At 61.1% G+C, this 25,726-nt stretch carries 27 protein-coding genes and 2 pseudogenes; 23 read left to right on the top strand and 6 right to left on the bottom strand.

All coding sequences use genetic code 11. The features are described 5' to 3' along the window. The first annotated feature begins 32 nt into the window (after nucleotides 1–32). The 6 genes from JCM21793_RS00350 (at nucleotide 33) to JCM21793_RS30815 (ending at nucleotide 6,707) form a co-directional block, all read left to right on the top strand. Complete coding sequence (locus tag JCM21793_RS00350) at nucleotides 33–1,187, top strand: carbohydrate ABC transporter permease (RefSeq protein ID WP_025029103.1); 1,155 nt, start codon at nucleotides 33–35, stop codon at nucleotides 1,185–1,187. After that, a complete protein-coding gene (locus tag JCM21793_RS00345; RefSeq protein WP_025029102.1) occupies nucleotides 1,184–2,320 on the top strand; it encodes a carbohydrate ABC transporter permease in 1,137 nt (378 codons plus the stop codon). Before JCM21793_RS00350 ends, JCM21793_RS00345 begins: the two co-directional genes overlap by 4 nt. A gap of 8 nt (nucleotides 2,321–2,328) precedes the next feature. Beyond that, nucleotides 2,329–4,017 (top strand): beta-galactosidase BglA, encoded by a 1,689-nt coding sequence (gene bglA / locus JCM21793_RS00340; protein ID WP_025029101.1) that lies wholly within the window; start codon nucleotides 2,329–2,331, stop codon nucleotides 4,015–4,017. Beyond that, nucleotides 4,014–5,102, top strand: a complete 1,089-nt coding sequence (locus tag JCM21793_RS00335) for an ABC transporter ATP-binding protein (RefSeq protein ID WP_025029100.1) — start codon at nucleotides 4,014–4,016, stop codon at nucleotides 5,100–5,102. Before bglA ends, JCM21793_RS00335 begins: the two co-directional genes overlap by 4 nt. Nucleotides 5,103–5,348: 246 nt before the next feature. Further along, nucleotides 5,349–6,041, top strand: coding sequence for a helix-turn-helix transcriptional regulator (locus tag JCM21793_RS00330; RefSeq protein ID WP_025029099.1), 693 nt, complete (start codon nucleotides 5,349–5,351; stop codon nucleotides 6,039–6,041). Between the two features lie 12 nt (nucleotides 6,042–6,053). Next, nucleotides 6,054–6,707 carry a helix-turn-helix transcriptional regulator gene (locus JCM21793_RS30815; RefSeq protein ID WP_025029098.1) on the top strand — a complete coding sequence of 218 codons (654 nt, stop codon included), beginning with the start codon at nucleotides 6,054–6,056 and terminating at the stop codon, nucleotides 6,705–6,707. Nucleotides 6,708–6,770: 63 nt separating this feature from the next. Here JCM21793_RS30815 and JCM21793_RS00320 read toward each other — a convergent pair whose 3' ends face one another. The 6 genes and pseudogenes from JCM21793_RS00320 to motA all read right to left on the bottom strand — a co-directional run bounded on the left by JCM21793_RS00320 (nucleotide 6,771) and on the right by motA (nucleotide 11,681). After that, a complete protein-coding gene (locus tag JCM21793_RS00320; RefSeq protein WP_025029097.1) occupies nucleotides 6,771–7,211 on the bottom strand; it encodes a BspJ family T4SS effector nucleomodulin in 441 nt (146 codons plus the stop codon). Between the two features lie 16 nt (nucleotides 7,212–7,227). Further along, nucleotides 7,228–8,295, bottom strand: a pseudogene (gene flhB, locus JCM21793_RS23295) (flagellar biosynthesis protein FlhB). 81 nt (nucleotides 8,296–8,376) lie between these two features. Then, the gene (locus tag JCM21793_RS00310) at nucleotides 8,377–9,387 is read right to left on the bottom strand and encodes a FliG C-terminal domain-containing protein (protein WP_007008641.1); all 1,011 of its coding nucleotides are present in this window, start codon (nucleotides 9,385–9,387) and stop codon (nucleotides 8,377–8,379) included. Between the two features lie 39 nt (nucleotides 9,388–9,426). Further along, on the bottom strand, nucleotides 9,427–9,813 hold the full coding sequence (fliN, locus tag JCM21793_RS00305; protein ID WP_025029096.1) for a flagellar motor switch protein FliN: 387 nt from the start codon (nucleotides 9,811–9,813) through the stop codon (nucleotides 9,427–9,429). Between the two features lie 25 nt (nucleotides 9,814–9,838). After that, nucleotides 9,839–10,777, bottom strand: a complete 939-nt coding sequence (locus tag JCM21793_RS00300; RefSeq protein WP_007008639.1) for a FliM/FliN family flagellar motor switch protein — start codon at nucleotides 10,775–10,777, stop codon at nucleotides 9,839–9,841. Between the two features lie 31 nt (nucleotides 10,778–10,808). Further along, entirely contained in the window at nucleotides 10,809–11,681 is an 873-nt protein-coding gene (motA, locus tag JCM21793_RS00295) for a flagellar motor stator protein MotA (RefSeq protein WP_007008638.1), read from the bottom strand. Between the two features lie 144 nt (nucleotides 11,682–11,825). On the opposite strand from motA, the gene JCM21793_RS00290 reads away from it, so the two are divergent. The 17 genes and pseudogenes from JCM21793_RS00290 to fliF all read left to right on the top strand — a co-directional run bounded on the left by JCM21793_RS00290 (nucleotide 11,826) and on the right by fliF (nucleotide 25,644). Next, nucleotides 11,826–12,950: a DUF1217 domain-containing protein gene (locus tag JCM21793_RS00290; RefSeq protein ID WP_025029095.1), complete on the top strand. Its 1,125-nt coding sequence runs from the start codon at nucleotides 11,826–11,828 to the stop codon at nucleotides 12,948–12,950. A gap of 8 nt (nucleotides 12,951–12,958) precedes the next feature. Beyond that, nucleotides 12,959–13,675, top strand: a complete 717-nt coding sequence (gene flgF, locus JCM21793_RS00285; RefSeq protein ID WP_007008637.1) for a flagellar basal-body rod protein FlgF — start codon at nucleotides 12,959–12,961, stop codon at nucleotides 13,673–13,675. Then, nucleotides 13,672–15,070: pseudogene (gene fliI, locus JCM21793_RS23290) on the top strand (flagellar protein export ATPase FliI). The gene flgF and the pseudogene fliI overlap by 4 nt, the downstream one beginning before the upstream one ends. Next, entirely contained in the window at nucleotides 15,067–15,555 is a 489-nt protein-coding gene (locus tag JCM21793_RS23285; RefSeq protein WP_244439593.1) for a hypothetical protein, read from the top strand. The pseudogene fliI and the gene JCM21793_RS23285 overlap by 4 nt, the downstream one beginning before the upstream one ends. 218 nt (nucleotides 15,556–15,773) lie before the next feature. Then, the gene (flgB, locus tag JCM21793_RS00270) at nucleotides 15,774–16,151 is read left to right on the top strand and encodes a flagellar basal body rod protein FlgB (protein WP_007008634.1); all 378 of its coding nucleotides are present in this window, start codon (nucleotides 15,774–15,776) and stop codon (nucleotides 16,149–16,151) included. A gap of 3 nt (nucleotides 16,152–16,154) precedes the next feature. Then, nucleotides 16,155–16,574 (top strand): flagellar basal body rod protein FlgC, encoded by a 420-nt coding sequence (gene flgC / locus JCM21793_RS00265; RefSeq protein WP_007008633.1) that lies wholly within the window; start codon nucleotides 16,155–16,157, stop codon nucleotides 16,572–16,574. Next, nucleotides 16,571–16,879: a flagellar hook-basal body complex protein FliE gene (gene fliE, locus JCM21793_RS00260; protein WP_025029094.1), complete on the top strand. Its 309-nt coding sequence runs from the start codon at nucleotides 16,571–16,573 to the stop codon at nucleotides 16,877–16,879. The genes flgC and fliE overlap by 4 nt, the downstream gene beginning before the upstream one ends. Nucleotides 16,880–16,891: 12 nt before the next feature. Beyond that, nucleotides 16,892–17,680 carry a flagellar basal-body rod protein FlgG gene (gene flgG / locus JCM21793_RS00255; RefSeq protein ID WP_007008631.1) on the top strand — a complete coding sequence of 263 codons (789 nt, stop codon included), beginning with the start codon at nucleotides 16,892–16,894 and terminating at the stop codon, nucleotides 17,678–17,680. 6 nt (nucleotides 17,681–17,686) lie between these two features. After that, nucleotides 17,687–18,154 carry a flagellar basal body P-ring formation chaperone FlgA gene (flgA, locus tag JCM21793_RS00250; RefSeq protein WP_007008630.1) on the top strand — a complete coding sequence of 156 codons (468 nt, stop codon included), beginning with the start codon at nucleotides 17,687–17,689 and terminating at the stop codon, nucleotides 18,152–18,154. Continuing rightward, entirely contained in the window at nucleotides 18,151–19,254 is a 1,104-nt protein-coding gene (locus tag JCM21793_RS00245) for a flagellar basal body P-ring protein FlgI (protein WP_025029093.1), read from the top strand. Before flgA ends, JCM21793_RS00245 begins: the two co-directional genes overlap by 4 nt. A gap of 9 nt (nucleotides 19,255–19,263) precedes the next feature. After that, nucleotides 19,264–19,776: a MotE family protein gene (locus JCM21793_RS00240; protein ID WP_025029092.1), complete on the top strand. Its 513-nt coding sequence runs from the start codon at nucleotides 19,264–19,266 to the stop codon at nucleotides 19,774–19,776. Continuing rightward, nucleotides 19,773–20,477, top strand: coding sequence for a flagellar basal body L-ring protein FlgH (flgH, locus tag JCM21793_RS00235; protein WP_007008627.1), 705 nt, complete (start codon nucleotides 19,773–19,775; stop codon nucleotides 20,475–20,477). The genes JCM21793_RS00240 and flgH overlap by 4 nt, the downstream gene beginning before the upstream one ends. Before the next feature lie 24 nt (nucleotides 20,478–20,501). Then, nucleotides 20,502–21,005, top strand: a complete 504-nt coding sequence (locus JCM21793_RS00230; RefSeq protein ID WP_025029091.1) for a flagellar basal body-associated FliL family protein — start codon at nucleotides 20,502–20,504, stop codon at nucleotides 21,003–21,005. Continuing rightward, on the top strand, nucleotides 21,002–21,739 hold the full coding sequence (gene fliP, locus JCM21793_RS00225) for a flagellar type III secretion system pore protein FliP (RefSeq protein WP_025029090.1): 738 nt from the start codon (nucleotides 21,002–21,004) through the stop codon (nucleotides 21,737–21,739). Before JCM21793_RS00230 ends, fliP begins: the two co-directional genes overlap by 4 nt. A gap of 203 nt (nucleotides 21,740–21,942) precedes the next feature. Further along, the gene (locus tag JCM21793_RS00220; RefSeq protein WP_007008624.1) at nucleotides 21,943–22,812 is read left to right on the top strand and encodes a flagellin N-terminal helical domain-containing protein; all 870 of its coding nucleotides are present in this window, start codon (nucleotides 21,943–21,945) and stop codon (nucleotides 22,810–22,812) included. A gap of 203 nt (nucleotides 22,813–23,015) precedes the next feature. Further along, entirely contained in the window at nucleotides 23,016–23,885 is an 870-nt protein-coding gene (locus tag JCM21793_RS00215; RefSeq protein WP_025029089.1) for a flagellin N-terminal helical domain-containing protein, read from the top strand. 118 nt (nucleotides 23,886–24,003) lie between these two features. Further along, complete coding sequence (fliF, locus tag JCM21793_RS00210; RefSeq protein WP_007008621.1) at nucleotides 24,004–25,644, top strand: flagellar basal-body MS-ring/collar protein FliF; 1,641 nt, start codon at nucleotides 24,004–24,006, stop codon at nucleotides 25,642–25,644. The last annotated feature ends 82 nt before the right edge of the window (nucleotides 25,645–25,726 follow it).

Here is a 25,726-nt window from a genome sequence, read left to right as displayed (position 1 = left end):
CAACTTCTGCGCATGCGCCCCAGGAGGCAGTCATGGCAATTTCCTCGACCGAAACAGCCTCGCCCGCCGGCTCTCCCGGCCCCGGTGGTTTCCTTCTGAATCTGGCGATTGCGCTCGTCATCATGGTGGCTGGCATCGTCTTCGCGGTGCTGTGTGCCGTCGCCGTCTTTGCCGCGCTCAACACGGTCCTCCCCGATATCAAGCTTGTCCAGGCGATGCTGGTCATGGTGCTCGGCGTGGCGGCGTGTTTCGGCTATTTCTGGGGTTCCAACCGGCTGCTCGACGTAATCTACCCGCCCCGCGGCAGCCGGGTGGCCGAAAACATCAACGCGGCCAACGGCATCCGGCCGTGGCTGTTCCTTGGGCCCGCGGTTGTCATTCTCGGCATCTATCTGGTCTATCCGGTTATCAATTCGATCGTCCTGTCCTTCCACGGACCGAGCGGCGAGACCTGGGTCGGCGGGGCCAATTACGCCTGGCTCGCCAAGGATGCGGCCTTCCGCGAGAGCATGCGCAACAACATTCTCTGGCTCATCGTCGTGCCCGCCGCCGCCACCTTCTTCGGCCTCATCGCAGCAGCCCTGACCGACCGCATCGGCTGGGGCAATGTTGCCAAAAGCCTCATCTTCATGCCCATGGCGATCTCGTTCGTCGGCGCGAGCGTGATCTGGAAGTTCATCTATGATTACCGCGCCGAAGGCTCCGATCAGATCGGCATCCTCAACGCCATCGTTACTTTCTTCGGGGCAGAGCCGCAGGCGTGGATCACCATCCCCTTCTGGAACAATTTCTTCCTGATGGTCATCCTGATCTGGATCCAGACCGGTTTTGCCATGGTCATTCTTTCCGCCGCCCTCCGCGGCATTCCGGAGGAAACAATCGAAGCCGCCATCATCGACGGCGCTTCTCCCTTTCAGATCTTCTACAAGATCAAGGTACCGCAAATCTGGGGCACCATCGCCGTTGTCTGGACCACGATCACCATTCTGGTTCTCAAGGTGTTCGACATCGTGCTGGCCATGACCAACGGCCAGTGGGGCAGCCAGGTGCTCGCCAACTACATGTTCGACTGGATGTTCCGCGGGTTGGACTTCGGCCGCGCATCCACCATCGCGCTGGTCATCATGGCCATGGTCACCCCCATCATGGTGTGGAACATCCGCGAAGCACGGAAGGACATGAAATGAGCACGCCCGTCGGTTCCCGGCCCGCGCTTGCATGGGTCGTCAACATTTCCGTCATTCTGCTTGTGGCCCTTTGGACACTGCCGACCTTCGGCATTCTCGTCTCTTCGCTGCGCGACAAGGATCAACTCGCCGTCAGCGGCTGGTGGACGGCACTGACCTCATCCGAGCGCAACCTGGTCGCACGCGCGGCACCGCCGGAGAATGCCACGCTGGAAGGCGGCCGCTATGTGCTGACCGGCAATGTGTTCGAGGGCGGCAGCGGAGAGGTCACTGGCTTTGGCATTTCTTCACGCGACCCGTCGGCCTTCGCAGTCGGCGAGGAAGCCGAGCTGCGCGGTGACGCCACACTCACCGTCGAGGCCAATGGCGACTACACGATTGCCTATGCCGGAGAGCCCGAACCCGGCCGCGGCCAGCGTATTTTCGTAAGCTCCGTCGAGCCACCGAAATTCACCACCGCAAATTACGAGAACGTCCTGTTCTCCGAAGGACTCGGCAAGAGCTTCATCAACACCATGACCGTGACCATTCCAGCCACCGTCATCCCGATTCTGATAGCCGCCTATGCGGCATATGCCCTGGCCTGGATGGAATTCCCCGGCCGCGCGCTTCTGCTTGCCGCGATTGTCGGCCTGCTTGTCGTGCCGCTTCAGATGTCGCTCATCCCGCTCCTGCGCCTCTACAACACGGTCGGCATCGGCAAGTCATTCATCGGCATCTGGCTCGCGCATACCGGCTTCGGCCTGCCGCTCGCCATCTATCTCCTGCGCAACTACATGGCCGGCCTGCCGCGCGAAATCATCGAGAGCGCGCGCGTCGATGGCGCCTCGGATTTCGAAATCTTTCGCAAGATCATCCTGCCCCTGTCCTTCCCCGCACTCGCCTCCTTCGCCATCTTCCAGTTTCTCTGGGTGTGGAACGACCTGCTCGTTGCCACGGTTTTCCTTGGCAACAATGAGGAACAGCTTGTGCTCACAGGTCGCCTGCGCGAACTGCTCGGCTCGCGCGGTGGCAACTGGGAAATCCTCACCGCCTCGGCCTTCGTGGCCATCGTGGTACCCATTCTCGTTTTCTTCGCAATGCAACGTTACCTGGTCCGCGGCCTTCTGGCCGGGTCCGTCAAAGGAGGCTGACCGCTCCCATGAATGTCCTGCACGATGTTCCCTTCGAACATGCCCCTGGAGCCATCAGCCGCCATGCAGAAGACACCGACTGGTGGCGCGGCGCGGTCATCTACCAGATTTATCCGCGCTCCTTTCAGGATTCCAACGGAGACGGGATCGGAGACCTGAAGGGGATCACCCAGCGCCTCCCCTACATCGCCTCGCTCGGTGTGGACGCGATCTGGATTTCGCCCTTCTTCAAATCACCCATGCTCGACTTCGGCTACGATGTATCTGACTACAGAGAAGTGGACCCGATGTTCGGCTCGCTGGCCGATTTCGACGCCATGATCACCGAAGCGCACCGGCTCGGCCTCAAGGTTATGATTGACCAGGTGATTTCCCACTCATCCGACCAGCACCCGTGGTTCATCGAGAGTCGGCAGAACCGCACGAATCCGCGCGCCGACTGGTATGTCTGGGCCGACCCGAAGCCAGATGGCAGCCCGCCCAACAACTGGCTGTCGATCTTCGGCGGCTCGGCCTGGCAGTGGGATACGAGCCGCTGCCAGTACTATCTGCACAATTTCCTGGCCAGCCAGCCCGACCTCAACTTTCACAATCCGGACGTGCAGGATGCGCTGCTCGACGCGGTGCGCTTCTGGCTCGAGCGCGGTGCCGACGGTTTCCGGCTCGATACGATCAATTTCTATGTTCATTCGGCCGGTCTGGAAGACAATCCGCCGCTTAATCAGGACGAGCGCAACGCCTCAATCGCACCGGCGGTCAATCCCTACAATTACCAGGAACATCTCTACGACAAGAACCAGCCGGAAAACCTGGAGTTTCTGAAGCGCTTCCGCGCCCTGCTCGATGAATTCCCCGGCACCACGGCCGTCGGCGAAGTGGGTGACGCGCAGCGTGGCCTCGATATCGTCGCCGAATATACGAGCGGCGGCGACAAGGTGCATATGTGCTATTCCTTCGATTTCCTCTCGCAGAAGCCTCTCACACCGAAACGCGTTCGGGACGTCCTTGAGGCCTTTGAAGAAAAGGCTCCGGATGGTTGGTCGTGCTGGAGTTTTTCCAATCATGACGTGGTTCGCCACGCCTCGCGCTGGGCCGACCAGGTACACGACCGCGAAGCTTTCCTGAAGATGACGACAACACTGCTTCTGTCGCTGCGCGGCTCGGTCTGCTTCTATCAGGGAGAAGAGCTCGGTCTCACGGAAGCGGTGCTCGACTTCAGGGATCTACAGGATCCCTACGGCATCCAGTTCTGGCCGACCTTCAAGGGGCGTGACGGCTGCCGTACGCCAATGGTCTGGTCGGAAACACAGGTCAATGCAGGCTTTTCGGCGGCAAAGCCCTGGCTGCCAGTCCCGCCGGAACATCTCCATCTGGCGGTCTCGGCACAGGACGGGCCGAACTCTCTCCTCGCTCATTATCGCCGGGCGCTTGCCTTCCGCGCCCGCCACCCGGTCTTCGCCAAGGGCGATATTGCGTTTCGCGATGCCGGCGAGGACGTTATCGTTTTCGAACGCTCGATGGCTGCGCATTCGATACTGGTGGCCATCAACATGGCCGGTCATCCGGTTGAGCTCGCGTTCGATGCTGGAGCATACGCGACCATGCAGGGCGCGGAAAGCAGCGGAGCCGCGGAAAACGGCATATTGAAGCTGCCGGCCTATGGATACTGGTTCGGCAGCAGGGGAGTGGGACAATGACGGCGCTCGACCTGAAAGACATCCACAAGAGCTACGGCGCAACCCGTGTCATTCACGGCATCGACCTGAAGATCGAGGATGGGGAGTTCGTCGTCTTCGTCGGTCCGTCGGGCTGTGGCAAGTCCACCCTGCTGCGGATGATCGCCGGGCTGGAAAACATCACCGGCGGTGACATGTTCATAGGCGGCCAGCGCGTCAACGACATACCGCCCTCACAGCGCGGTATCGCCATGGTGTTTCAGTCCTACGCGCTATATCCGCATATGACAGTCTACGACAACATGGCCTTCGGCATGAAGATTGCCAAAGCGCCGAAGGAGGAAATCGACAAACGCGTGCAGACGGCCGCCGACATTCTCCAGTTGACACCCTATCTTGACCGGCTGCCAAAGGCGCTGTCAGGCGGTCAGCGCCAGCGGGTCGCCATCGGGCGCGCCATCGTCCGCAATCCGAAAGTGTTCCTGTTCGACGAGCCACTCTCCAATCTGGATGCAGCGCTGCGTGTCGCCACGCGCATCGAGATCGCCAAGCTGAAAAGTTCCATGCCTGAAACCACCATGATCTATGTCACGCATGACCAGGTGGAGGCCATGACGCTTGCCGACCGCATCGTGGTTCTGTCGGCAGGCCGCATCGAACAGGTGGGAGGCCCGATCGAGCTCTACGAAAAGCCGGCCAACCTGTTCGTCGCCCGCTTTATCGGCTCGCCCGCCATGAACATCCAGCCCGCCCGAATCGCGAAGACGGGCGGTGAGACGGTTGTCAGCCTTGCCGGGCGCGAAACCGTGGTGCCAATCCCCTCGCCTGAAACGCTCTCCGGAGCGCCGGTCCATTTCGGTGTGCGCCCGGAAGATATGCGGATCGCGGAGGGGGACGACTTCCTCTTCGAGGGCGACGTGCACTTCGTCGAACGCCTTGGAGAAGTGACAAATGTTTACATGAATGTGAAAGATGTGGATGACGCGGTGGTGGTGAAGGTGGCCGGTGTCCAGAAATACGCCAAGGGCGACCGGCTGCGCATCGCCGCGGCCCCGGAAAAGATGCATCTTTTCACCGAAGAGGGCCGCTCGCTCCTCCATATCTGACACATTTTAACCGATTTGAGGATTTCTTGACCCGAATCGAAAGCTTACCTAACCATAAGCGGGTGACTGGGGGCAGCCAAAAATCCACACTGGATCTGCTCTCTTGTGCTGCCCGTTTTGAAGTGACCGGTTTCGACCTTTTCACCATCATCTCACTTGGAGCGGGCAAATAGCGGGCCTCGTATTGCGTATCCGCGAACCCTAAAGCACCGGCCATCCGGCGGTGCGGATCTGCGGTGAGACCGAATGGCGACTGAGACGAAAGAGAAACGCAGTGCCCGGCAGTACAAAGCCGCATCGCGGCGCGACGTCTCCAGCCTCGCGCGCGGTTATTGCCGTTCCGGCAAAAACATTTCCTACCTGATCGCTGAGGCTGCGCCTGACAGCGCCACAGGAATGGCAAGCATCCTGGTCTCCAACTGGAGTTTCGACACCATCGAGGATGTGGGCCTCAATGCCATCACGCGCCTTGTCGAAAGTCCCATTTCCACATTTCCCGGTGCAGCTCCGCGCGGCTGGCACCCGCTTGCGCTTGCGGCACTCGTCGCCTGTGACGAGGTTGCACACCTTTCGCTTCACCAACAACAGGAAGTGTTCCTCCTCAAGCTCCCCTCGGGAAAGAAGCGCTACGTCGCCCTGATTTCGGCAGATGAGGCCGATGCACTCGACACAACAGAACTCCAGCGCCTGCAGATGGGGCTGTGCCACCTGCTTTCCGGTTACAAGGCAAGAACAAATCCGATCGGCGAGCCGCTTTCCGAGCGCGAACGCGAATGTCTTTACTGGGTTTCCGAAGGAAAAACCGCCGATGAGGTCTCACTCATCATCAACGTGTCATCGAACACTGTGAACAGTTACGTCGCCCACGCGATCCACAAGCTGGCAGCCAAAAATCGCGCGATGGCAATTGCGACGGCCATTCGCAACGGCCTTATATAAAGCGGTGGATCGATGACGCTTTCGGACATGGCAGTCGAGCTGCAGGAGCTCACCGAAAGCGTCAGCGCCGCCCGATCTCATCTATATCTGGTCAATGGTCTTGGGAAACCAAGGCTGACCCCCTGTCTGGAGCAGACGGGCACGCAGAACCACACTGAAGCCCTCGAACTCGCCGGCCGATTAAGCAAGCGCTTCGTGGACAAGCTGTCCGAAACGTTCCATCCGCTTCTCTGGGGCATCGCCATGCCGGAAGAGACTTTTGGAGTGCATTGGGAGGAGATTCCACCGCTTGAGGAGGAAAGTGGCCTGGTACTGCCGCTTGCGACGGACCAGCGACATCATGGCGCCATCTTCTTTCTCGGCGGAGAAATCTGCCTGGAGCGCGATGCATTGCTCGATCTCCATAGCCGGTGTCACGCCCTTTTCACCCGGTTTCTGGAGCACGATCCGCTTCCCGGCGGAACCAGCGGCCCGGCCATATCGAGGCGTGAACTCCAGTGCCTGAAACTCACCGCGAACGGCCTGACCAGCGATGAAATTGCAAAGCGGCTGGGGCTTTCGGTGCACACCGCCAATCAATATCTGGCAAACACCACCCAGAAACTGAACGCGGTCAATCGCGTCCACGCGGTTGCCAAGGCGCTACGCAAAGGCCTCATCGATTAGGTTCGGGACCTGTCAGTATCACTTCAAGGGACACGAGGCGGCAACCGACCACGGGCGGCGCTGCTATCCGTTGATCAAGGGTCTTTCCGTGCGCACGATGCGCGAAGCCTGCAGGGTCTCGGCGAGATAGCGCGAGTTCGCTTCCGGGTCGTCCGAGGGGTTATCGAAGGCCACATAATTGACTTCCACGCCGGCATTGTCGGCACTCAGCTCCAGCGTGAAATAAACCGTAGCCCCCTGCGGGCGAAGCTCAAGGTCAAGCGATATGCGAGGGCTTCCCCCCCATGTCACATGCGCGTCGCAGCCATGGCCAAGCCGCAATGTGCCCGGCATGAAATACAGTTCCGCAGCCGACTCCACGATATCCGCGACGCTCGCCAGGCTCTCCAGCCGAATGAAAGCGATGTAGTCGGCCACGTCGATAAGACGCAACTCGTTGGCCACCGCGCGAATGGCGTTGGCAACGATAATTTCTCGAGCAGGCGAATGCGGCTGCTTGTCCATAGTGTATCCCTGCTGACTACGGTCTTTCACCGGTTCTGTAGATGCGGCGGATCAGCTCCGCCACGGCCTTGTAGAACTGTGACGGAATCAAATTATCAACCGAAACTTGTTTGTACATGGAGCGCGCGAGCACCGGTTCCTCGAAGACGGGAATGTTGTGCTCCGTGGCGATCTCCCTGATCCTGAGCGCAATGAGATCCTGCCCCTTTGCCACGACAACCGGCGCTGCATCTTCATCCCGCCGATAGCGAAGCGCGATGGCGAAATGGGTCGGATTGGCGATCACGAGCGTCGCCTGAGGCACAGCCGACATCATGCGCTGACGGGCGCGGTCGCGCGCAAGCGATCGCAGCCGCGCCTTGACGATCGGGTCACCTTCGGTCTGCTTGTGCTCGTCCTTCACCTCCTGCCTCGTCATGCGCAGGTCCACCCGCCACTGGTGACGCGACCAGAAAAGATCCGCGACTGCGATAACCGCGACCACCAGGGTCACGACCACAAGACTTTGAACCGCGATGTCGCGGATGACGGACGTGAACTCGACAGTTGGTGATCATACCCGCAAGGAGGCGGGTCTCGGCCTCACGCATCGCCAGAACCAGAAAACCACCTGCAACGATGATCTTTCCTACTGATTTTGCAAATTCGACGAAACCTTTGGCCCCAAAAATCCGGCTCCAGCCTTCTTTCAGCGAGATTCGTGAAAGTTTCGGTTGATTCGGTCGAGCACAAAGCGCGGCGTGTTCTGCAAGACGGATGCGGCAACGCCAGCCGTCACGAGCAGAAGCATGACGATACCGACAACCTTTGCGATCTCCATGAAAACGAGCTGGTAGATCGCCATCGCATCGGAGCGTGTTTCAAGCGACCAGCCATCCGCCCGCTCAAGAAAGATGGAAAGGAAGCTGCCAAGCCGCACCGCGCTGTCCTGCGCGAAGAAGATTGTGAATGTCAGAATGGCAAGAAAGGATGCAAAAACCGGTGCCTCCTTGGAAAAAGGCAGCTGACCCTTGTCGATAGAGTCACGGATCTTCTTTTCCGTGGCCTCTTCTGTCTTGCTTTCCTTGTCGGCACCTTCCGCCATCAGGACCTTCGCTCAGACGATTGAAGATGTGGCTGCCCGGCACCGGGATCGCCGCGCGCCGGGTTTCTCCTTCTGAAAGCGTCAGGCGGCTTCCTGCTGCTGCATGCTGGGCAGGACAAAACTACCCTGCTGTGCGAGCTGAACCGCACTCGCGGAGATGCGTCTGCGGGCCTGCATGATGTCGGCCTCCTGCACGTCCTCCGAACCGGTGCTGAGCTCGGCTTCGATCATGCGGCGCGTGCGCTGGCCCAGTGCGGAGAGGACAGCCTCCACGGTATCCTCCGGCGCGTTTCGAAGTGCCAGCGTGACAAGCTCGCTGGACAAACCGTCGAACAGCGCAACACGCGCCTTCTGATCGAGCAGCACGATCTCCTCGAAGCTGAAAAGCTGCGAGCGGATCGCCTTCACGTCGCTTGTGCCTGTCAGCTCCAGATCGTGAATGACCTCGTCCGCCTGATCCTTGTCGAGTTCGTTCAGCAGCGAGGCGACACGTGCGAGTCCGACAGCGGAATCCTTGCCCGCGCGCATGTTGCGCAAAAGGTCGCTCATGCGGTTTTCGATAAGCTTCTTCGCCTGCACCGGCATTTCACCCGTCGCGGCCATGCGGCTGACGACGGAGGTCCGCAGGTTCTTGTCCAGGCTCACCAGAACCTTGGCCGCGATAGACGAAGAGATACCACTTAGAATGGCCGCGATAACCTGCGGGTGCTCCGCAGAGATCAGTTCGATCAATTCCTCAGCAGGCAGCTTCTCAAGTTCCGCCCAGACCTCCTCTGCCTCGCTGGCAGCCGGCGCATTGCGCCCCATGAGAAGGTTCATCTCTTCTTCGGAAAGGGTTTCATTGAGGATCGTGTCGATGCTGTCCGCAGAATCCAGCAGGCCGGCGCCTTCAGTGAACTCGTTTTCAAACTCACTGACCACTTTCTCCAGCTCCGCCTGCGGAATTGTCCGCAGCAGGCGCGCCCCTTCCATGAGCGCCTTGAGTTCGTCCTGCTTGAAGAACTTCAAGAGCCGCCCCGCCGAGGGCTTGCCCATGGCCACGAGAATGGTGGCTGCCTTCTGTGCCTGTGTCAGAGCCAGAGCTTCAGTCATGACCGATCCGACCTTTCTATCTGCAATCCGTTATGCGCGTTATTCAGCAGATGCCTTGCCGGCGATCTCAGTCAGTTTCACACCGAAACGTGACGGATCGTCATCGACCAGCGTGATCTCGCCCCGTGCGATGCGTCGACCGTTCACCACGATCTCCACCGGTTCGCCGACACGCCGGTTGAGTGACACCGTCGAACCCTTCTTCAAGGCCATGAGCTGCGATACCGGCATCTCGGCGCTGCCCAGTACAATCTGAACCTCAACCGGGATGCTCATGACCAGGTCTGGATTTCCCGAAAAGGAATCGACCCTTTCACGCGCCCCGGGACCATCCTCGTGAAGAACGTCCTTGAGTTCCTCAATCGCCTTGTTGAGCTCTTCCTCGCCGTTTTCCTGCGGCTCAGGCTCGGCATTCGTCATCGTCATTCTCCTTCACCGCCTTTCCGGCACATCATTGCGCCAGAAGTCCCTCGACGACATCCTTGCGGGCGTCGAAGGGCTGTTTGATCCGCACCGTGTAGTGATGTCCGGCCTTGCCGAAGTCACAGGTGAACACCGTCTTGTCGCGCACGGCGAGCCGCGCCTCAGGCTGCGCGCCGTCGCCAAACTCGATCACCTGACCTTCGTGAAGCGACGCGAGTTGTCCAAGCGCCATGCGCATCAGCGGGATGGTTGCTTTGAGGCGCACATTCGAGCGCATGACCTCATCGCTGAACCGGTTGTGCCAGTCGGCCGCCTTCGCATTCTGCTGGCGCTTGTCTTCCGCCTCGGTGTCGCGTGTTTCAAGCAGCAGCCGCTGCGGCATCCATGCGGTCAAAAGGCCGCCCTGCTCTTCCCCGCCAACGGCAAACCGTATCCGCACACCCGGACCGTCACGCACGACGAAGCGGCGGAAATCCGCACCCGCCAGCACCGTGGGCATCTGCAGCCGCAGGCCAAGAGAACGGGCACCTTTTCCGTTCAGAGCCTTTGCGAAGAGCTCGAAAGCATGGGCCGCCACATCGCGCTCGATGGCAGAAGGCGGGCGCTCGACCGGAACCGCCGGCAACTCGGGATTGCCGCCGAACATCGCACCGACGAGCAGGGAAATGGCCGTGGGGTCGAGCCGCATGGTCAGCGCGTCTCCGGAAACTTCTCCGGGAACGACCACCAGCGCATCGCAGCAATCGGGCTGGGGCTTCAGGTCCGCAAGCCGCACGATCTCCACATCAACCAGATCCACCGCAATCGGTGTCGGCAGCTTCTCTTCCAGGCTTTCCATCACGCGCGGCAGGGCCCGTGTCGCACAGGAGCGCGCAGCCTCGACCACCTTTCGCGGATCTCCGGTGGCGCCCACCAGCCGCTCCACGACCAGCGCACGCATCAGTTCTGGGTCTTCCGTCAGCGCCATGATCGACTGTTACTCCGTTGATCCTGCTGCATCACGCGGCCTGCTTTTCGCCACCGGCATTCATGGTGCTCTGCTCGACCGCATCGATCGTCGGCCGGTCATAAGCGGAAATGGTCTTGCGGCCGAACTCAAGCGCCACCTGCGGCAGCGAGCCGTTCATGTAGGCAAGCAGCGTCTGCTTCACGATGACGTAGAGCCGGTTCTTCTTTTCGCGCACGATCTTGATCTTGGTCGCGATCGGGCCGACCACGGCATAGGACATGAAGATGCCGAGGAAGGTACCCACAAGCGCGGCACCGACCAGGCCACCCAGTATCTCGGGCGACTCGTTGATCGCGCCCATGGCCTTGATGACGCCCAGCACGGCAGCCACGATACCGAGCGCCGGCAGTCCTTCGGAGACGGCGACAAGTGCATTGTATGACTTCAGCTTGTCACGCCGGATGGTCTGGATTTCTTCATCCATCAACGCTTCGATCTCGAAGGGCCGGGCATTGCCGATAATGATGATACGGCAGTAATCGCAGATAAAATTGGTAAGATCCGTGTTTTTCAGGATCGTCGGATAAGTCTGAAAGATCGCGGATTCTTCCGGGTTGTCGATATGGGCTTCAACCTCGCTGCGAGACTTGGATCGCAGTTCCCGCATCAGGCTGTGCAGGACACCGAGTGTCTCCAGATACTCGGTTTCCTTCGGAACCGCGCCCTTGAAAGCCTCCACACAGGCCTTGCCGGCGTCCTTCACGGTCGACATGGGGTTGGCGACCAGAAACGTGCCGAATGCCGCGCCGCAGATGATCACCACTTCCCACGGCTGGAAAAGCACGTCCACATGCCCGCCCATTGCCATATAGCCGCCGATCACGCAGCCGAGCGTTACCACCAGTCCGACAAGAATACCCATCTATACCGCCATTACTTTTTAGGCCTTTCGTCATGTGTAGCCGTCGTGGCTTGCGTGAGGCTTGAATGCCGGAAGTCCACGCGAAAGCCTCGCGCAAGATAGGCGAACTAGGGTTGCGCAACCGAAGATGGCGGAGGGTGCGCCTTGATCAACACGTTCACGAGCTACAACCTCATCAACCGCGACCTATCGCGGTCGCTGGAGCGCGTGCAGTCGCAGCCCATGGTGCAGCGCGAGACCGAATATTATCAGGAGAACATCGGTCGGGTGACCTCCATTGAGGAGTTCGTCAACGACGACCGCCTCTTTCGCTATGCCATGAAAGCACACGGGCTGGACGACATGGCCTACGCCAAGGCGTTCATGGTGAAGGTTCTGGAGGAGGGCATCAGCGACCCCGACAGCTTCGCCAACAAGCTGACCGACAAGCGCTATGTCGAATTTGCCCGCACCTATAATTTTGCGGCCGGCGGCGTCGACACCACCAACTACAACCCGGCCCAGAAGGGAACGGTCGACAAATATCTTACACGCGCGATCAAGAACGGCACGGCACCAAACGATCCCGCACTGATCGGCAGCATCAACAACTACCTGGCGAAAATACCCGACATCAAATCCGTCGATGATCTCATGGGCGACCAGGACATGCTGACCTTCGCGCTCATGGCGCATGGGTTCGAGGTGGACGAAGTGATCGACCTCAAATTCCTGCGTTCGATTCTGGAGGGTGGTATCGATGATCCCGAAAGCCCTGCGAACCAGACCGAAGACAAGCGCTACAGGGCACTCGCGGAAGCCTTCAATTTCGCCCGCTACGGCGAAGACGCGACCACCTACAACATCGCAAACAACCTCGCCGTCGAACGCTATGTGCGCCAGACGCTTGAAGAAGATGCAGGCAGGGAGAACGAGGGCGTGCGGCTGGCGCTCTATTTCCAGCGCAAGGCCCCCGAATTCCGCTCCTACTATGAACTGCTCGCTGACAAGGCCATCGCCCAGGTGGTGCGCACCGCGCTCGGTTTCCCCCCAGCGCTGGCCCAGGCCGACATCGACAAGCAGGTCGAGATGATCAGGGAGCGCATTGACATCGCGGATTTTCGGGATCCGGAGAAGCTGGAGGACTTTCTGAAGCGCTTCACCACCATGTGGGAGCTTGAAAACCCGACCAGCTCCCAGCAGACCTCCATCGCCGCGCTGTTCAGTCAGCCGGCGGAGTTCGGCATCTCCACCGACATGCTTTTCACCATTGCGCAGTTGAAGAGGTAAGAGACCCAATGCAGACCGGACTCTACGTCGCCCTTTCCTCCCAGGTGGCGCTTGAAAAGCGCCTTGGGACACTGGCCGACAACGTCGCAAATGCCGGTACGGTCGGCTTTCGCGCCACATCGGTGAATTTCCGCGACATGGTCAATGGCGACGGTCCGGATTCGGTTTCCTTTGCCGCACCCGGCACGCCCAGCATCGCCATCCATGCAGGCGGCCTGCGTGAAACGAAAAACCCTTTCGACTTCGCAGTACAGGGCGATGCCTGGTTCGCGCTGGAGACACCGGCCGGGACCGTCGTCACGCGTGACGGGCGCTTCACCATGCGCGAGACCGGCGAACTGGTCAGCATAGACGGGCACCCGGTGCTCGACGCCGGCGGCGCGCCGCTGCTGCTCGATCCCCTTGCCGGACCGCCGGAGGCAAGCGCCGACGGCACGCTGCGCCAGAATGGCCAGTTGGTCGGCGCCATTGGCCTCTACGCCTTCGCTCCCTCGCAGGACTATGCGCGGTTCGGCAACTCCGGCTTCGTTGCCAATGATGCGCAGCCGGTGATCGACCAGCCGGATGTCGGCGTGGCCCAGGGTTTCGTGGAAGAAGCCAACGTCAATCCGGTTCTCGAAATGATGAACCTCATTGAGGTGCAGCGCACCTTTGAACACGTCTCGGCGCTGATGAGCGATAGCGACACCGCGCTGAAAGATGCCATCAAACTGCTGGGCGCATGAGTGAAGCCGTGACAGAACCCGCAGTGCCAGCCCCACCGCCGAGGGAAACCGTGCTCACGGCACTGGAAGAAGCCCATCGGCGCATCGCGGGCGATGAGCGTTTTCTCGTCCGGCATGGCGGGCGCGTCAGCGAAGTTTCTCCCACGCATTATAGCGTGCGCGGCCTGTCGGAAACGGCAAGGCTCGGAGACCTGGTATCGCGGCGCAATCGCAAGGGCGGCATTGCCGGCGCGGGCGAAGTGGTGCGCATCACGCAGGATGGTGTTCTCGTCGCGCCTTACGAAGAAGCCGGCTCCGTCGGTCTCGGCGAAGCCGTGTTCAACCGTGGACAACTCGATCTCGCGCCCGCCCCGTCGTGGCGCGGCAGGGTCGTCGACGCCCTTGGCCGGCCCGCCGATGGGAAACCCGCTCCCACTGGCGCACCTCCGGCCTCAGGCTTCGCCCCCGTCACGCCGCCGGCCATGCAGCGGCAGCGGGTTTCAGAAGCGTTCCGAACGGGCGTTCGGGTCATCGACATCTTCACCCCGCTTTGCCATGGGCAGCGGCTCGGTGTTTTCGCCGGTTCCGGTGTCGGCAAGTCCACGCTTCTATCCATGCTGGCCAACGCGGATGCGTTCGACACGGTGGTGATCGCGCTGGTGGGAGAACGCGGGCGTGAGGTCCGTGAATTCCTCGAAGACACGATCGGACCGCAGGGCATGGCCAAATCAGTGGCTGTGGTCGCTACCAGTGACGAAAGCGCCATGATGCGCCGGCGCGCGCCGGATACGGCCATGAGCGTCGCGGAGTACTTTCGCGATCGCGGTGACAGGGTACTGCTCATTCTCGATTCCATCACGCGCTTTGCCCATGCCCTGCGCGAGGTCTCAATCGGCGCCGGCGAGCCACCCGTGGCGCGCGGCTATCCTGCCTCGGTGTTCACGGAACTGCCACGCCTGCTCGAACGCGCCGGGGCCCGGCGAAACCGGCCGCGGCTCCATCACCGCAATACTGTCCGTCCTTGTCGACGGCGACGATCACAACGACCCGGTTGCCGACGCCGTACGTGGCATTCTCGACGGTCATGTCGTGCTCGACCGCGCCATTGCAGAACAGGGACGCTTTCCACCCGTCAATCCGCTGGCCTCTATCTCGCGCCTTGCCGATCGCGCCTGGAAACCCGACGAAAAACGCCTCGTAACCCGGCTACGCTCCATGATCGCCCGTTTTGAGGACACACGCGACATTCGCCTGCTCGGCGCGTACCAGCCCGGAAACGATGCCGAGCTGGATCAGGCCGTGCGTCAGATACCGCTGATCTACGATGCCCTCACCCAGTCGCCGAACGATCCACGTTCGACTGATCCCTTCACGGATCTGGCGATGAAACTGAAAGCCGGAGAACCGGTACAATGACGCTGAAACTGGCCAGTCTTGAACTGCCGGACGGGCGGCGAACCGAACCGAACCCGACCGCCGTACCCGTTGTCGAGGCTCCTCCGCCTTCCCGACGATCCGCATTTCTTCCGCGTCGCCTTCAAAAGGCGAGCGCCCTGCACAAGCCGAGCAGCAGCCGGAGTGACTGGATGATCATGCTCGGTGGCCTCGGGCTTGCCGCCGTCTGTGCCATGTTTCCCTGGTATATCTTCTTCAATCAGGAACAGTTTGGCGTTCGCCCCATGACATTTGCCGGCCGCCCCTCCCCGCAGGGGCCGTCACGCGAGGCTCTGCCTGCCTTGGTTGGCGCACGCATTCCCTCCCAGATAATCCCGCTGCCACAGGTCGACTACACCTCCACCGGCACGGTTGGCCGCACACCGACCGGGGCGCTCGAGGATCAACCCTTCCCTGGCGATGAGCCGGGCTTCCGCCTGGTGCACGCGGTCGGGGGGCGCGCATGATCGAAGATGAAGACGGCTACTGGCTGGTCCAGCGCGGCTCACGCCTGCCGGATGGCAGTCGCGTCGCCAGATCGTCTGGAAAAACGGGCAGTGGGAAATGATCACGACGCGCGAACTGGTGATCAAGCTATCTGCCGAAGACGGGACGTAAGGCCCGCACAAGACTGGCTGCCTAAAGTGCCATTCAGGATGTTTGCATAGACTGAGAGACCTGCCTCATGCAGCCCGTCAACCTGTTCGATCTCGCCACCCAGCAGGCGAAATGGCTTTCCGTCCGTCAGACGACGGTGGCGAGCAATGTCGCCAACATCAACACGCCCGGCTACAGGGCGCTTGAGGTCGAGCCGTTCGAAAATGTTCTGAACGGCTCGCGGGTGGCTTTGAAGAGCACCAATCCGAACCATCTGCAATTTGGCGCGACCAACGCTTCCTTCGCCGTCGGAAGCACCGAGGACCCGGCAGTCCTGCCCTCGGAGAACACGGTGAAAATGGAAGACGAACTGGCCAATGCAGGTGAGGTTCGCCGCTCGTTCGAGCTCAACACGGCCATCGTCAAGGCCTTTCACCGCATGCTCATGAACACGTCGAGAGGATAATCCGTGGACCCGCTTTCCGCATCCCTGAAAGTCGCCGCATCCGGCCTGCAGGCACAGTCCGAGCGCATGCAGGTGGTTTCGGAAAACCTGGCGAACGCCAAGTCCACCAGCGACATTCCGGGCGGAGACCCCTATCGCCGCAAGACGATCAGCTTCGTCGCCGAGCTCGACCGCAATATCGGCGGCAGCGTCGTCGAGGTCGGATCGGTCGCCCGCGATCCCACCGAGTTCACCCTTGAGTTCAACCCCGGCCACGAGGCGGCAGACGAGCGCGGCTACGTCAAGATGCCGAATGTGAACGTGCTGATCGAGATGGCCGACATGCGCGAGGCCAATCGCGGCTACGAAGCGAACCTGCAGGTCATCAAGCAGGCGCGCGAACTCATTTCCATGACCATTGATTTGATGCGGAGCCAGTCATGATTCCTCCAGTCGGCAGCATTGCCCCTTCGACACTGACGCAAGCCACCGGTGTCCAGCCGGCACGCCAGGCCCCCGCCTCCGAAAACGGAGAAGCCTTCAGCGCCATGCTGGGCGAAGCAGCCGCCAACACCATGGCAAGGCTCAACCACGCCGAGGGCGTTTCGCTGAAGGCACTTCAGGGCGAAGCCGAAACCCGCGAAGTGGTGGATGCCGTCATGAGTGCCGAGCAGGCGCTGCAGGCGGCGATCGCCGTCCGCGACAAGCTCGTCACCGCCTATCTCGACATCAGCCGCATGGCCATCTGAGGAGCCTGATTCATGAAAGCCCTGTCGATCGCCGCCACCGGCATGAGCGCCCAACAGCTCAATCTTGAAGTCATCGCCAACAACATCGCCAACATCAACACGACCGGCTTCAAGCGCGCCCGCGCCGAGTTCTCGGACCTGCTCTATCAGACCGAGCGCATGCAGGGCGTTCCCAGCCGCGCCAACCAGGCCATCGTGCCGGAGGGTGCAAATGTGGGCCTCGGCGTCAAGGCCGCGGCTGTCCGCAACCTGCATATCCAGGGGCCGATGAACAACACCGGCAACAAGCTGGATGTCGCGCTGGTCGGCAAGGGCTGGTTCGAGATCGAAGGCACTGATGGCGAGCCGCTCTATACGCGCGCCGGCTCCTTCAACACCAATGCAACAGGCCAGCTCGTCACCACCCAGGGCTACAACGTGAACCCGGCAATCGTCATTCCCGAAGATGCCGTGGAGGTCGTGATCAACAAGACCGGACAGGTTTTTGCACGGATCGACGGGCAGGCAGAGCTTCAGGATCTGGGCCAGCTCACGCTTGCCAACTTCGCCAATGAAGCCGGTCTCGACCCGATTGGCGACAATCTGTTCCGTGAGACTCCCGCTTCCGGAGCCGCCATTCAGGGCGTGCCGGGCGATCCGGGCTTCGCCGTCATCGAGCAGGGCTATCTCGAAGGCTCCAATGTGGACCCCGTGAAGGAAATCACAGAGCTGATCTCGGCACAGCGCGCTTACGAGATGAACTCGAAGGTCATCCGCGCGGCCGATGAAATGGCTGCAACCGTCACCCAGTCGATCCGGTAGGTTCGCATGAAGCGGCACACCCTCCTCTCCGCGCTCATCCTCGCACTGGCCAGCTTTGTTGCGACCGGCCTTCCGGCTGCGGCGCTGGAGCAGGCGGTGGTGTCCACCCGCGTCATCTATCCCGGCGAAACCATCTCCGTCGACGCGCTCGACGAGGTGGTTCTGCGCCGCCCGCCACGAGGCAACACGGCGATTGCGCGGATGCTGGAAGACATTGACGGCAAGGTTGCCCGGCGCACGCTGCTTCCAGGCCGTCTCATCCCCATCAGCTATGTGCGCGAGGCCTATCTGGTGGAAACCGGCAGCCCCGTCACCGTGACCTTCAGCGAAGGTCCCCTCGTCATTTCCCTGCGCGCGGTTCCGCTTCAGGCGGGTGCCGCCGGCGACATGATCCGGTTGCGCAACATCGAGAGCGGCCGCACCTTCACGGGTGTGGTGCTGGCTGATGGAAGCGTTCAGGTCGGTGCCATATGATGTCTCGCCTTTTCCTTTCAGTCCTGATGGCGCTGACGCTGGCCCTGCCGGCCGGCGCCGCATCGCGCATCAAGGACATTGCGATGCTGCAGGCCGCACGCGACAACCAGCTTGTCGGCTACGGCCTGGTGATCGGTCTGCAGGGCAGCGGCGACAGCCTGCGCAACTCGCCCTTCACCGAACAGTCCATGCGCGCGATGCTTGAAAATCTCGGCATCGCGTCGGAAGGCGGTCGCGCCCGCGCAAAAAACGTTGCCGCCGTCATCGTCACCGCAAACCTCCCGCCCTTCGTGCAGTCGGGCGCACGGATCGACGTCAGCGTCTCCTCGCTGGGCGACGCGACATCGCTCGCCGGCGGTACACTGGTGATGACCCCCCTTCGCGCTGCCGATGGCGAGATTTACGCCGTGGCACAGGGGTCCGTCATCGTTTCCGGCTTCAGCGCCCAGGGGCAGGCAGAAACATTGACGCAGGGCGTGCCGACCTCGGGCCGCGTGCCCAATGGCGCCATCATCGAACGCAAGGTCGAGGCGTCCATGTCCGACAGCGCAAGCCTCGTCCTGCAGTTGCGCAATGCGGATTTCTCAACAGCCGTGCGCGTTGCGGATGCGATCAACACCTATACCGGCTCGCGTTTCGGTGCCCGGCTCGCCCAGGAAGAGGATGCCCGCACGATCCGCATCCGCCGGCCGAAGGGCATCTCTTACGCCCGCTTCTACGCCGAAATCGAAAACCTGATGGTGGAGTCCGACGGCCCAGCCCGCGTTGTGGTCGACGAACGCACCGGCACCGTGGTCATCGGCAATGACGTCCGCATCTCCCGCGTTGCCATAAGCCACGGCACGCTCACCGTGCGCATCACAGAGACACCGCGCGTGGTCCAGCCAGAGCCATTCTCGCGCGGTGAGACTGCGATCGAACCGTTTACCGAAATCGAAGCCGACCAGCCCGATGCCAATGTGGCCCTGCTGGACGGTCCCAATCTGCAAACCCTCGTTTCCGGCCTCAATCGGCTGGGCGTGAAGCCCGATGGCATCATTGCCATCCTGCAGGGCATCAAGTCCGCCGGTGCGCTTCAGGCCGAACTCGTGCTGCAATAGGTGCGCCGTATGTCACGCCGGACCCAATTGAAGAAAACCGCCTCCGCCGCGTTCGCCGGTCTCGTTTTCGCCACACAAATCGCGCCGCTCCATGCGCTGGCGGCAGACAATCCTGCCAGCATGAAACCGGACGAGGTGGAACGTTTCTGCGCCAATATTGCCGACGCCGCGCGGGACCGCCGCTATGCGCTCCAGGCCATGGAACTGAAGAAGCTCAGGGGCGAAGTGGACGAACGCATTGCCGCGCTTGAGCAGAAGCGCGCCGACTATGAAGGCTGGCTTCAGCGCCGCAACGTCTTCCTGGCGCAGGCAGAGGCCGGCATTGTGGAGATCTACGCCTCCATGCGGCCCGACGCTGCCGCCGAGCGCCTTGCGGAAGTCCGTGTGGAGCTTGCCGCCGCGATCCTGATGAAGCTCGAACCGCGCACGGCCGGCATCATCCTCAATGAAATGAACAGCAAGTCCGCAGCGACACTGACGACCATCATCGCCAGCGCCGCGCGTCCGGAGGACCCGACATGACGTTCCGGCCCGTATTTCTCCTGCCACTGGCCTTCGTCGCCGGCTGCTCACAGTCGCTGAAGGAGATCGGAAAGGAACCGGCCATGACTCAGGTCGGTGCCACAATCGATCCAGAAGTGATGGCGGCCTACAACTATCCAAAACGCCCCGCCCCGGCGCTCACGCGTTATTCTCTTTGGGACGACAAGCAGAGTCGGCTCTTCACCGATCCGCGCGCGCTCAATGTCGGCGACATTCTGACCGTCGAAATCTCGATCAACGACAAGGCGCGTTTCAAGAACGAATCCGAGCGCTCCCGCGATGCGGCGCGCAGTCTTGGCCTTTCCGGCTCCTATTCGATCGGCGGCGCGGGCTCTTCCGCCGCAGCAGAAGGCAAGATCGGCTCCGGCACGTCGACCGCAGGGGGCGGACAGACAGAACGCTCGGAAAACATCCGTCTTCTTGTGGCGGCCGTGGTCACACAGGTGATGTCCAACGGAAACCTGCGCATTCGCGGCACCCAGGAAGTGCGCGTCAACGCAGAGCTGCGCATTCTCACCATCGAGGGCATCGTTCGGCCGAGCGACATCGACCCGCAGAACATGATCTCCTACGAGCGCATTGCCGAGGCGCGCATCTCCTACGGTGGACGCGGACGGATCAGCGAGGTTCAGCAGCCGCCCTACGGCCAGCAGTTCCTCGACCAGGTGCTTCCATTCTAACCCGACGCCGGAGCCAGAAGACGCATGGCGCTGCTTGAACAGCAACCACAAGAGAAAAAAGGGCCGTCCCTCGTGGTCCAGCTGGCGATGCTGCTGGTCATGTCGGCGCTTGCCGCCGGGGCTGCATGGTTCGCCGGCGGCTATCTGCAGAGCAGATCGGGCGGCCCCGAGGAAGCTGCCGCCGCCGCGACCGAAACCACAACTGCCGAACACGCCATGGAAGAGGACGCTGCGGCGCCCACGCAACCCGGCATTTTCATGATGGAGCCGATCACCACCAATCTGGCCGAGCCAAGCGAGATCTGGGTCCGGGCCGAGCTCTCCCTCGTCTTTGAAGGCGAACCCGATCCCGTGGTTGCAGCCGCCATCCATCAGGACCTGTTCGCCTATCTGCGCACGGTGAAACTGCGTCAGGTGGAAACGGCCAGCGGTCTCCAGCACCTGCGCTCCGATCTTGCAGAGCGCGCCAGTATCCGCAGCGAAGGCGCGGTCAAACAAATCCTGTTCAGGGCCCTGCTGTTCGAATGAGACGACTTGCTCTTCTGGCCGCCAGCGCGCTGTTTCCATCCGCTGCGGCAGCTCAATCCATCGACCTTGGCGCGCTGACAGGTGCCGATGGCTCAACCATCGGCACGATCATCCAGCTGTTCGGTCTGCTGACGGTTCTTTCCGTTGCACCCGGTATCCTGATCATGGTCACGAGCTTTACCCGCTTCGTGATCGCCTTCTCGATCCTGCGCGCGGGCATGGGTCTGCCGACCACACCGGCCAACCTGATCCTGATCAGCCTGTCATTGTTCATGACCTTCTATGTCATGGCCCCGACCTTCGACCGTGCCTGGGCGGAAGGAATACGCCCGCTGATGAACAATGAAATCAGCGAAGAGGATGCGGTGCAGCGTATCGCCGAGCCGTTCCGCGGCTTCATGGTAAACAACGTCCGCGAGAAGGATTTCGCTCTCTTTGCCGATCTCGCAGCCGAACGCGGCAACATCGACATCGACGCAACGGTGGAAACAGCAGACCTGCGGGTGCTGGTGCCCGCGTTCATGATTTCGGAAATCAGGCGCGGTTTCGAGATCGGTTTCCTGATCGTGCTGCCCTTCCTCGTCATTGATCTCATCGTCGCGACCATCACCATGTCGATGGGCATGATGATGCTGCCACCGACGGTCGTGTCTCTTCCGTTCAAGATATTGTTCTTCGTCCTGATCGACGGCTGGAACCTGCTCGTCGGCAGCCTTGTTCGCTCATTCGTGTAAGCTTGACGGCGTCTATCCGAAAAAAGTCACATCCCCCGAAATTAAGCCGGCCCATTATCCTTTTGGTAGGACTTTCCCGCGATAAATGCCCTCAAGCATGGCGGACAGATCTTCCAACGGGATCAAGGGCATGATGCCGCTCCGTCATACCGGTGAGCCCGGTATGTCCCTCGTATGTTTTGTATTTCAGGGGCGTTTATCCCATGGCAAGTCTTATGACCAACGCGTCGGCAATGACGGCGCTGCAGACCCTCAACAACATCTCCAAGAACATGGCTACCACCCAGTCCCGCATTTCGACGGGCCTGCGCGTGGGCGAAGCTGCCGACAACGCAGCTTACTGGTCGATCGCGACTTCGATGAAGTCCGACAACAAGGCCCTGTCCAGCGTTCAGGATGCTCTGGGTCTCGGTGCCGGTAAAGTCGACACGGCCTACACGGGTATCAATGAAGTCATCGACACCGTCGACAAGATCAAGCAGAAGCTTGTCACGGCACGCGGTGCTTCGCAGGAAGACCAGCAGAAGATCCAGGGCGAAATCAACGCGCTCCAGGAGCACATCACCTCGGTTGTCGGCAACTCCAACTATGCCGGTTCCAACATCATCCAGGACAACGCCGATGTGAACATCGTCGCATCCTACAACCGTACCGGCACGACCGTCTCCATCGACGAAGTCACGCTGACGGGTGCCGACGTTCTGGTGCTCGACGCAGCCGGCACCGCTGGTAGCGCGGCGAACGTCGTTGCGGCAGCCCTGTTCGATGCTTCGGGCGGCCAGGTTGCCGACGCCGCAGTCGACACCGCACTTGGCACCGTCGAGACGGCTCTCGCCGCCCTCGCTGATCAGGCTGCCGAGCTCGGTGCCGCCAAGTCGCGCGTGGACCTGCAGAAAGACTTCGTTGGCAAGCTCTCCGACGCCATCGAGCGTGGTGTTGGCCAGCTGGTCGATGCGGACATGAACGAAGAGTCGGCCCGTCTGTCGGCCCTGCAGGTCCAGCAGCAGCTGGGCATTCAGGCGCTGTCGATCGCCAACTCCAACTCGCAGAACATCCTGTCGCTGTTCCGCTAAAAGGTTGATCCCGGCGCGCGAGCGTCGGCATCCCACCACAATGGACGGGCCGCTCACACGAGCGGCCCGTCTATTTTTTTGATCTTGCCAATAACAGTTAACGTCCGTTAATCGGCTGTTAACCATGTGCTTCTACCTATTGTTAACCATACCCGGCGCCATCACGCGGTGCATCAGGGGCGGCTGAACAAAGGGGTGATCACGTGGCCAGCATCATGACCAACACTTCTGCAATGGTGGCATTGCAGAGCCTGAAAGCGACCAACAAGTCCATGGACGTCGTTCAGGGCCGGATCTCCACCGGCTACCGCGTCGCTGAAGCGAGCGACAATGCGGCCTATTGGTCCATCGCTACAACCATGCGTTCCGACAACAAGGCGTTATCCGCCGTGCAGGACGCGCTCGGCCTCGGCGCCGGCAAGATCGACACCTCCTACACCGCCATGAACAACGTTCTGGAAGCGGTCGACGCGATCAAATCCAAACTGGTGACGGCACGCGGCGCAAGCGCGGAAAACCAAGGCAAGATCCAGGCCGAAATCGAAATCCTGCTTGACCACATCAAGAGCGCTGCCACCGGCGCAAGCTATGCAGGCACCAACATTCTGGCAACGGACGATACAGGCAATATGGAAGTCGTCTCCGCCTACAACCGCTCTTCAGCAGGCACGGTCACGGTCGGCACGATCCAGATCGACATTGCCAGCGTGAAGCTTTTCGCCGCCGGCGGTCTGCCGGGCGGGCTGGCGGACGACATCATGCTGATCGACATCGTCACCAATGGCGCGGATGCCGATATCGACGGCTATCTGACCGATGTGGAAACGGCCCTGTCGGGCATGTCAAACGCCGCTGCCGATCTCGGTGCCGCAAAGACTCGCCTCGATCTGCAGAAGGACTTCGTTTCCAATTTGATGGATTCCATTGAGCGCGGCGTCGGACAGCTCGTCGACGCTGACATGAACGAGGAATCGACACGACTACAGGCACTCCAGGTGCAGCAGCAGCTCGGTATTCAGGCCCTGGCCATCGCCAATCAGAACGCGCAGAGCATTCTGGCCCTGTTCAAGTAGAGCCAGCGTTTACAAAAACACCAGGTATCGAATGGGGCCGCATTGCGGCCTCATTTCATTTTCGCACAAGCTTCGGCGTCTAGTCTCCCGGTCAGAATTCGTATGGGAGCATTGGGCGTTGCCTGAGCAGATTCAGACCGTCGTTGAAAACCTGAAAAGCCTCGGCCCCCGCCGGCTCGCCCTTCTGGGCGGCATGCTGGCACTGGTCATGGCCGTCATCGTTGCCGGCGCGGCCTATCTCAACAGGCCCGCCTACGAAACGCTCTATGTCGGGCTCGAGCGGTCCGACGTCAATCAGATAGGCCTCGTGCTGGGTGAAGCCGGCATCGGCTTCGACGTGATTTCCGATGGCACCGCGGTTCTGGTTCCTGCCGGCAAGACAGCCCAGGCGCGCATGCTACTTGCGGAAAAGGGCCTGCCGAGCAGCACCAATGCAGGCTACGAACTCTTCGACAATGTCGGTTCTCTCGGCCTGACCACCTTCATGCAGCAAGTCACGCGCGTTCGGGCACTGGAAGGCGAGATTGCCCGTACCATCCAGTCGCTCGCCGGCATCAAGGCCGCACGGGTTCACATCGTCATGCAGGAACGCGGCACGTTCCGCACCGAGGAACGCCAGCCTTCGGCGTCCGTCGTCATTCGCGCGTCCAGTCTCGACGCCACCAATGCAGCGTCTTCCATCCGCTACCTCGTCTCGGCAGCCGTGCCCGGCCTCGACGCGGAAAAGGTGACCGTGCTTGATTCCACGGGTACACTGCTGGCCGCCGGCGACGATCCCTCCAACAGCACCGCACAGCGCTCCATCGGGGTGGAACGCACGGTCGAAAACCAGATCGAGCAGAACATCCGCCGCGCATTGGCTCCCTATCTTGGGCCCGACAATTTCCGTGCCAGCGTCAAGGCCGACGTCAACACCGACGCCCGCCAGATCGAGGAGGTCATTTACGACCCGAAATCACGGGTGGAGCGGTCGGTCCAGGTGGTTCGCTCCAGCGACAGTGCGAATCGCGAGACAGCCATTCAGCCGACCTCCGTGGCTCAGAATCTTCCCGAGGACGATACCGCTGCGACGGCCGGTCCGAAGTCCTCCGAAGAGAGCGAACGCCGTGAGGAAACCACCAACTACGAACTGAACACCAAACGCATCGCCACCACCAGCAATGGGTATAGCGTCGACAAGATGTCGATCGCCGTGGTCGTCAATCAGGCTCGGATCATGGAGATCCTCGGGCCCAATGCAACACCCGAGCAGATCGGTGAACGCATTGCCGATATCCAGAATGTTGTTGCTTCCGCCACCGGCTTCAACGAAACCCGTGGCGACGTGATCAACGTCTCCTCGGTGGAGTTTATCGACGGTCTCGACGGCACACCGATGCCGGAGCCTGGAATTCTCGATGCCGTCGGGCAGCATACGGGCACGCTGATCAACGCTGCCGCCTTCATTCTCGTGGCTTTCCTTGTCACCTGGTTCGGCCTGAAGCCAATCGGCACCAACCTCATGCGCCCCGCGATCGCTCAGGATCCGGCTTCCGGTGAGGCGCAGCGCGCCTTGCCCAACCACGAGGAAGAGCAGGCCCGTCTCATGGACGGCGCTTATTCCGACCCCGAGTTCGAGGAAGACGACACATACGGGACCCATCGTCTCAAGATCCGTCCCGCGCCGCAGGAACGACTGGCGCGGATGGTCGACCTCAATGAAGAGCGCACCGCACACATCTTGCGCAAATGGGCGCGTGCTGAGGCGGAGGCCGGCTGATGCCCCCCGCTCTGTCGCTGATCGACGTTCTGCCGGATTTCGGCACCCCTTCCCCGCCCGCACCCCCGCGCGCTGCAGCCCC

It is taken from the genome of Nitratireductor aquibiodomus NL21 = JCM 21793 (assembly GCF_000615975.1).
GTDB classification, from domain to species: domain Bacteria; phylum Pseudomonadota; class Alphaproteobacteria; order Rhizobiales; family Rhizobiaceae; genus Nitratireductor; species Nitratireductor aquibiodomus.
This window is presented reverse-complemented; position numbering and strand designations above follow the sequence as displayed.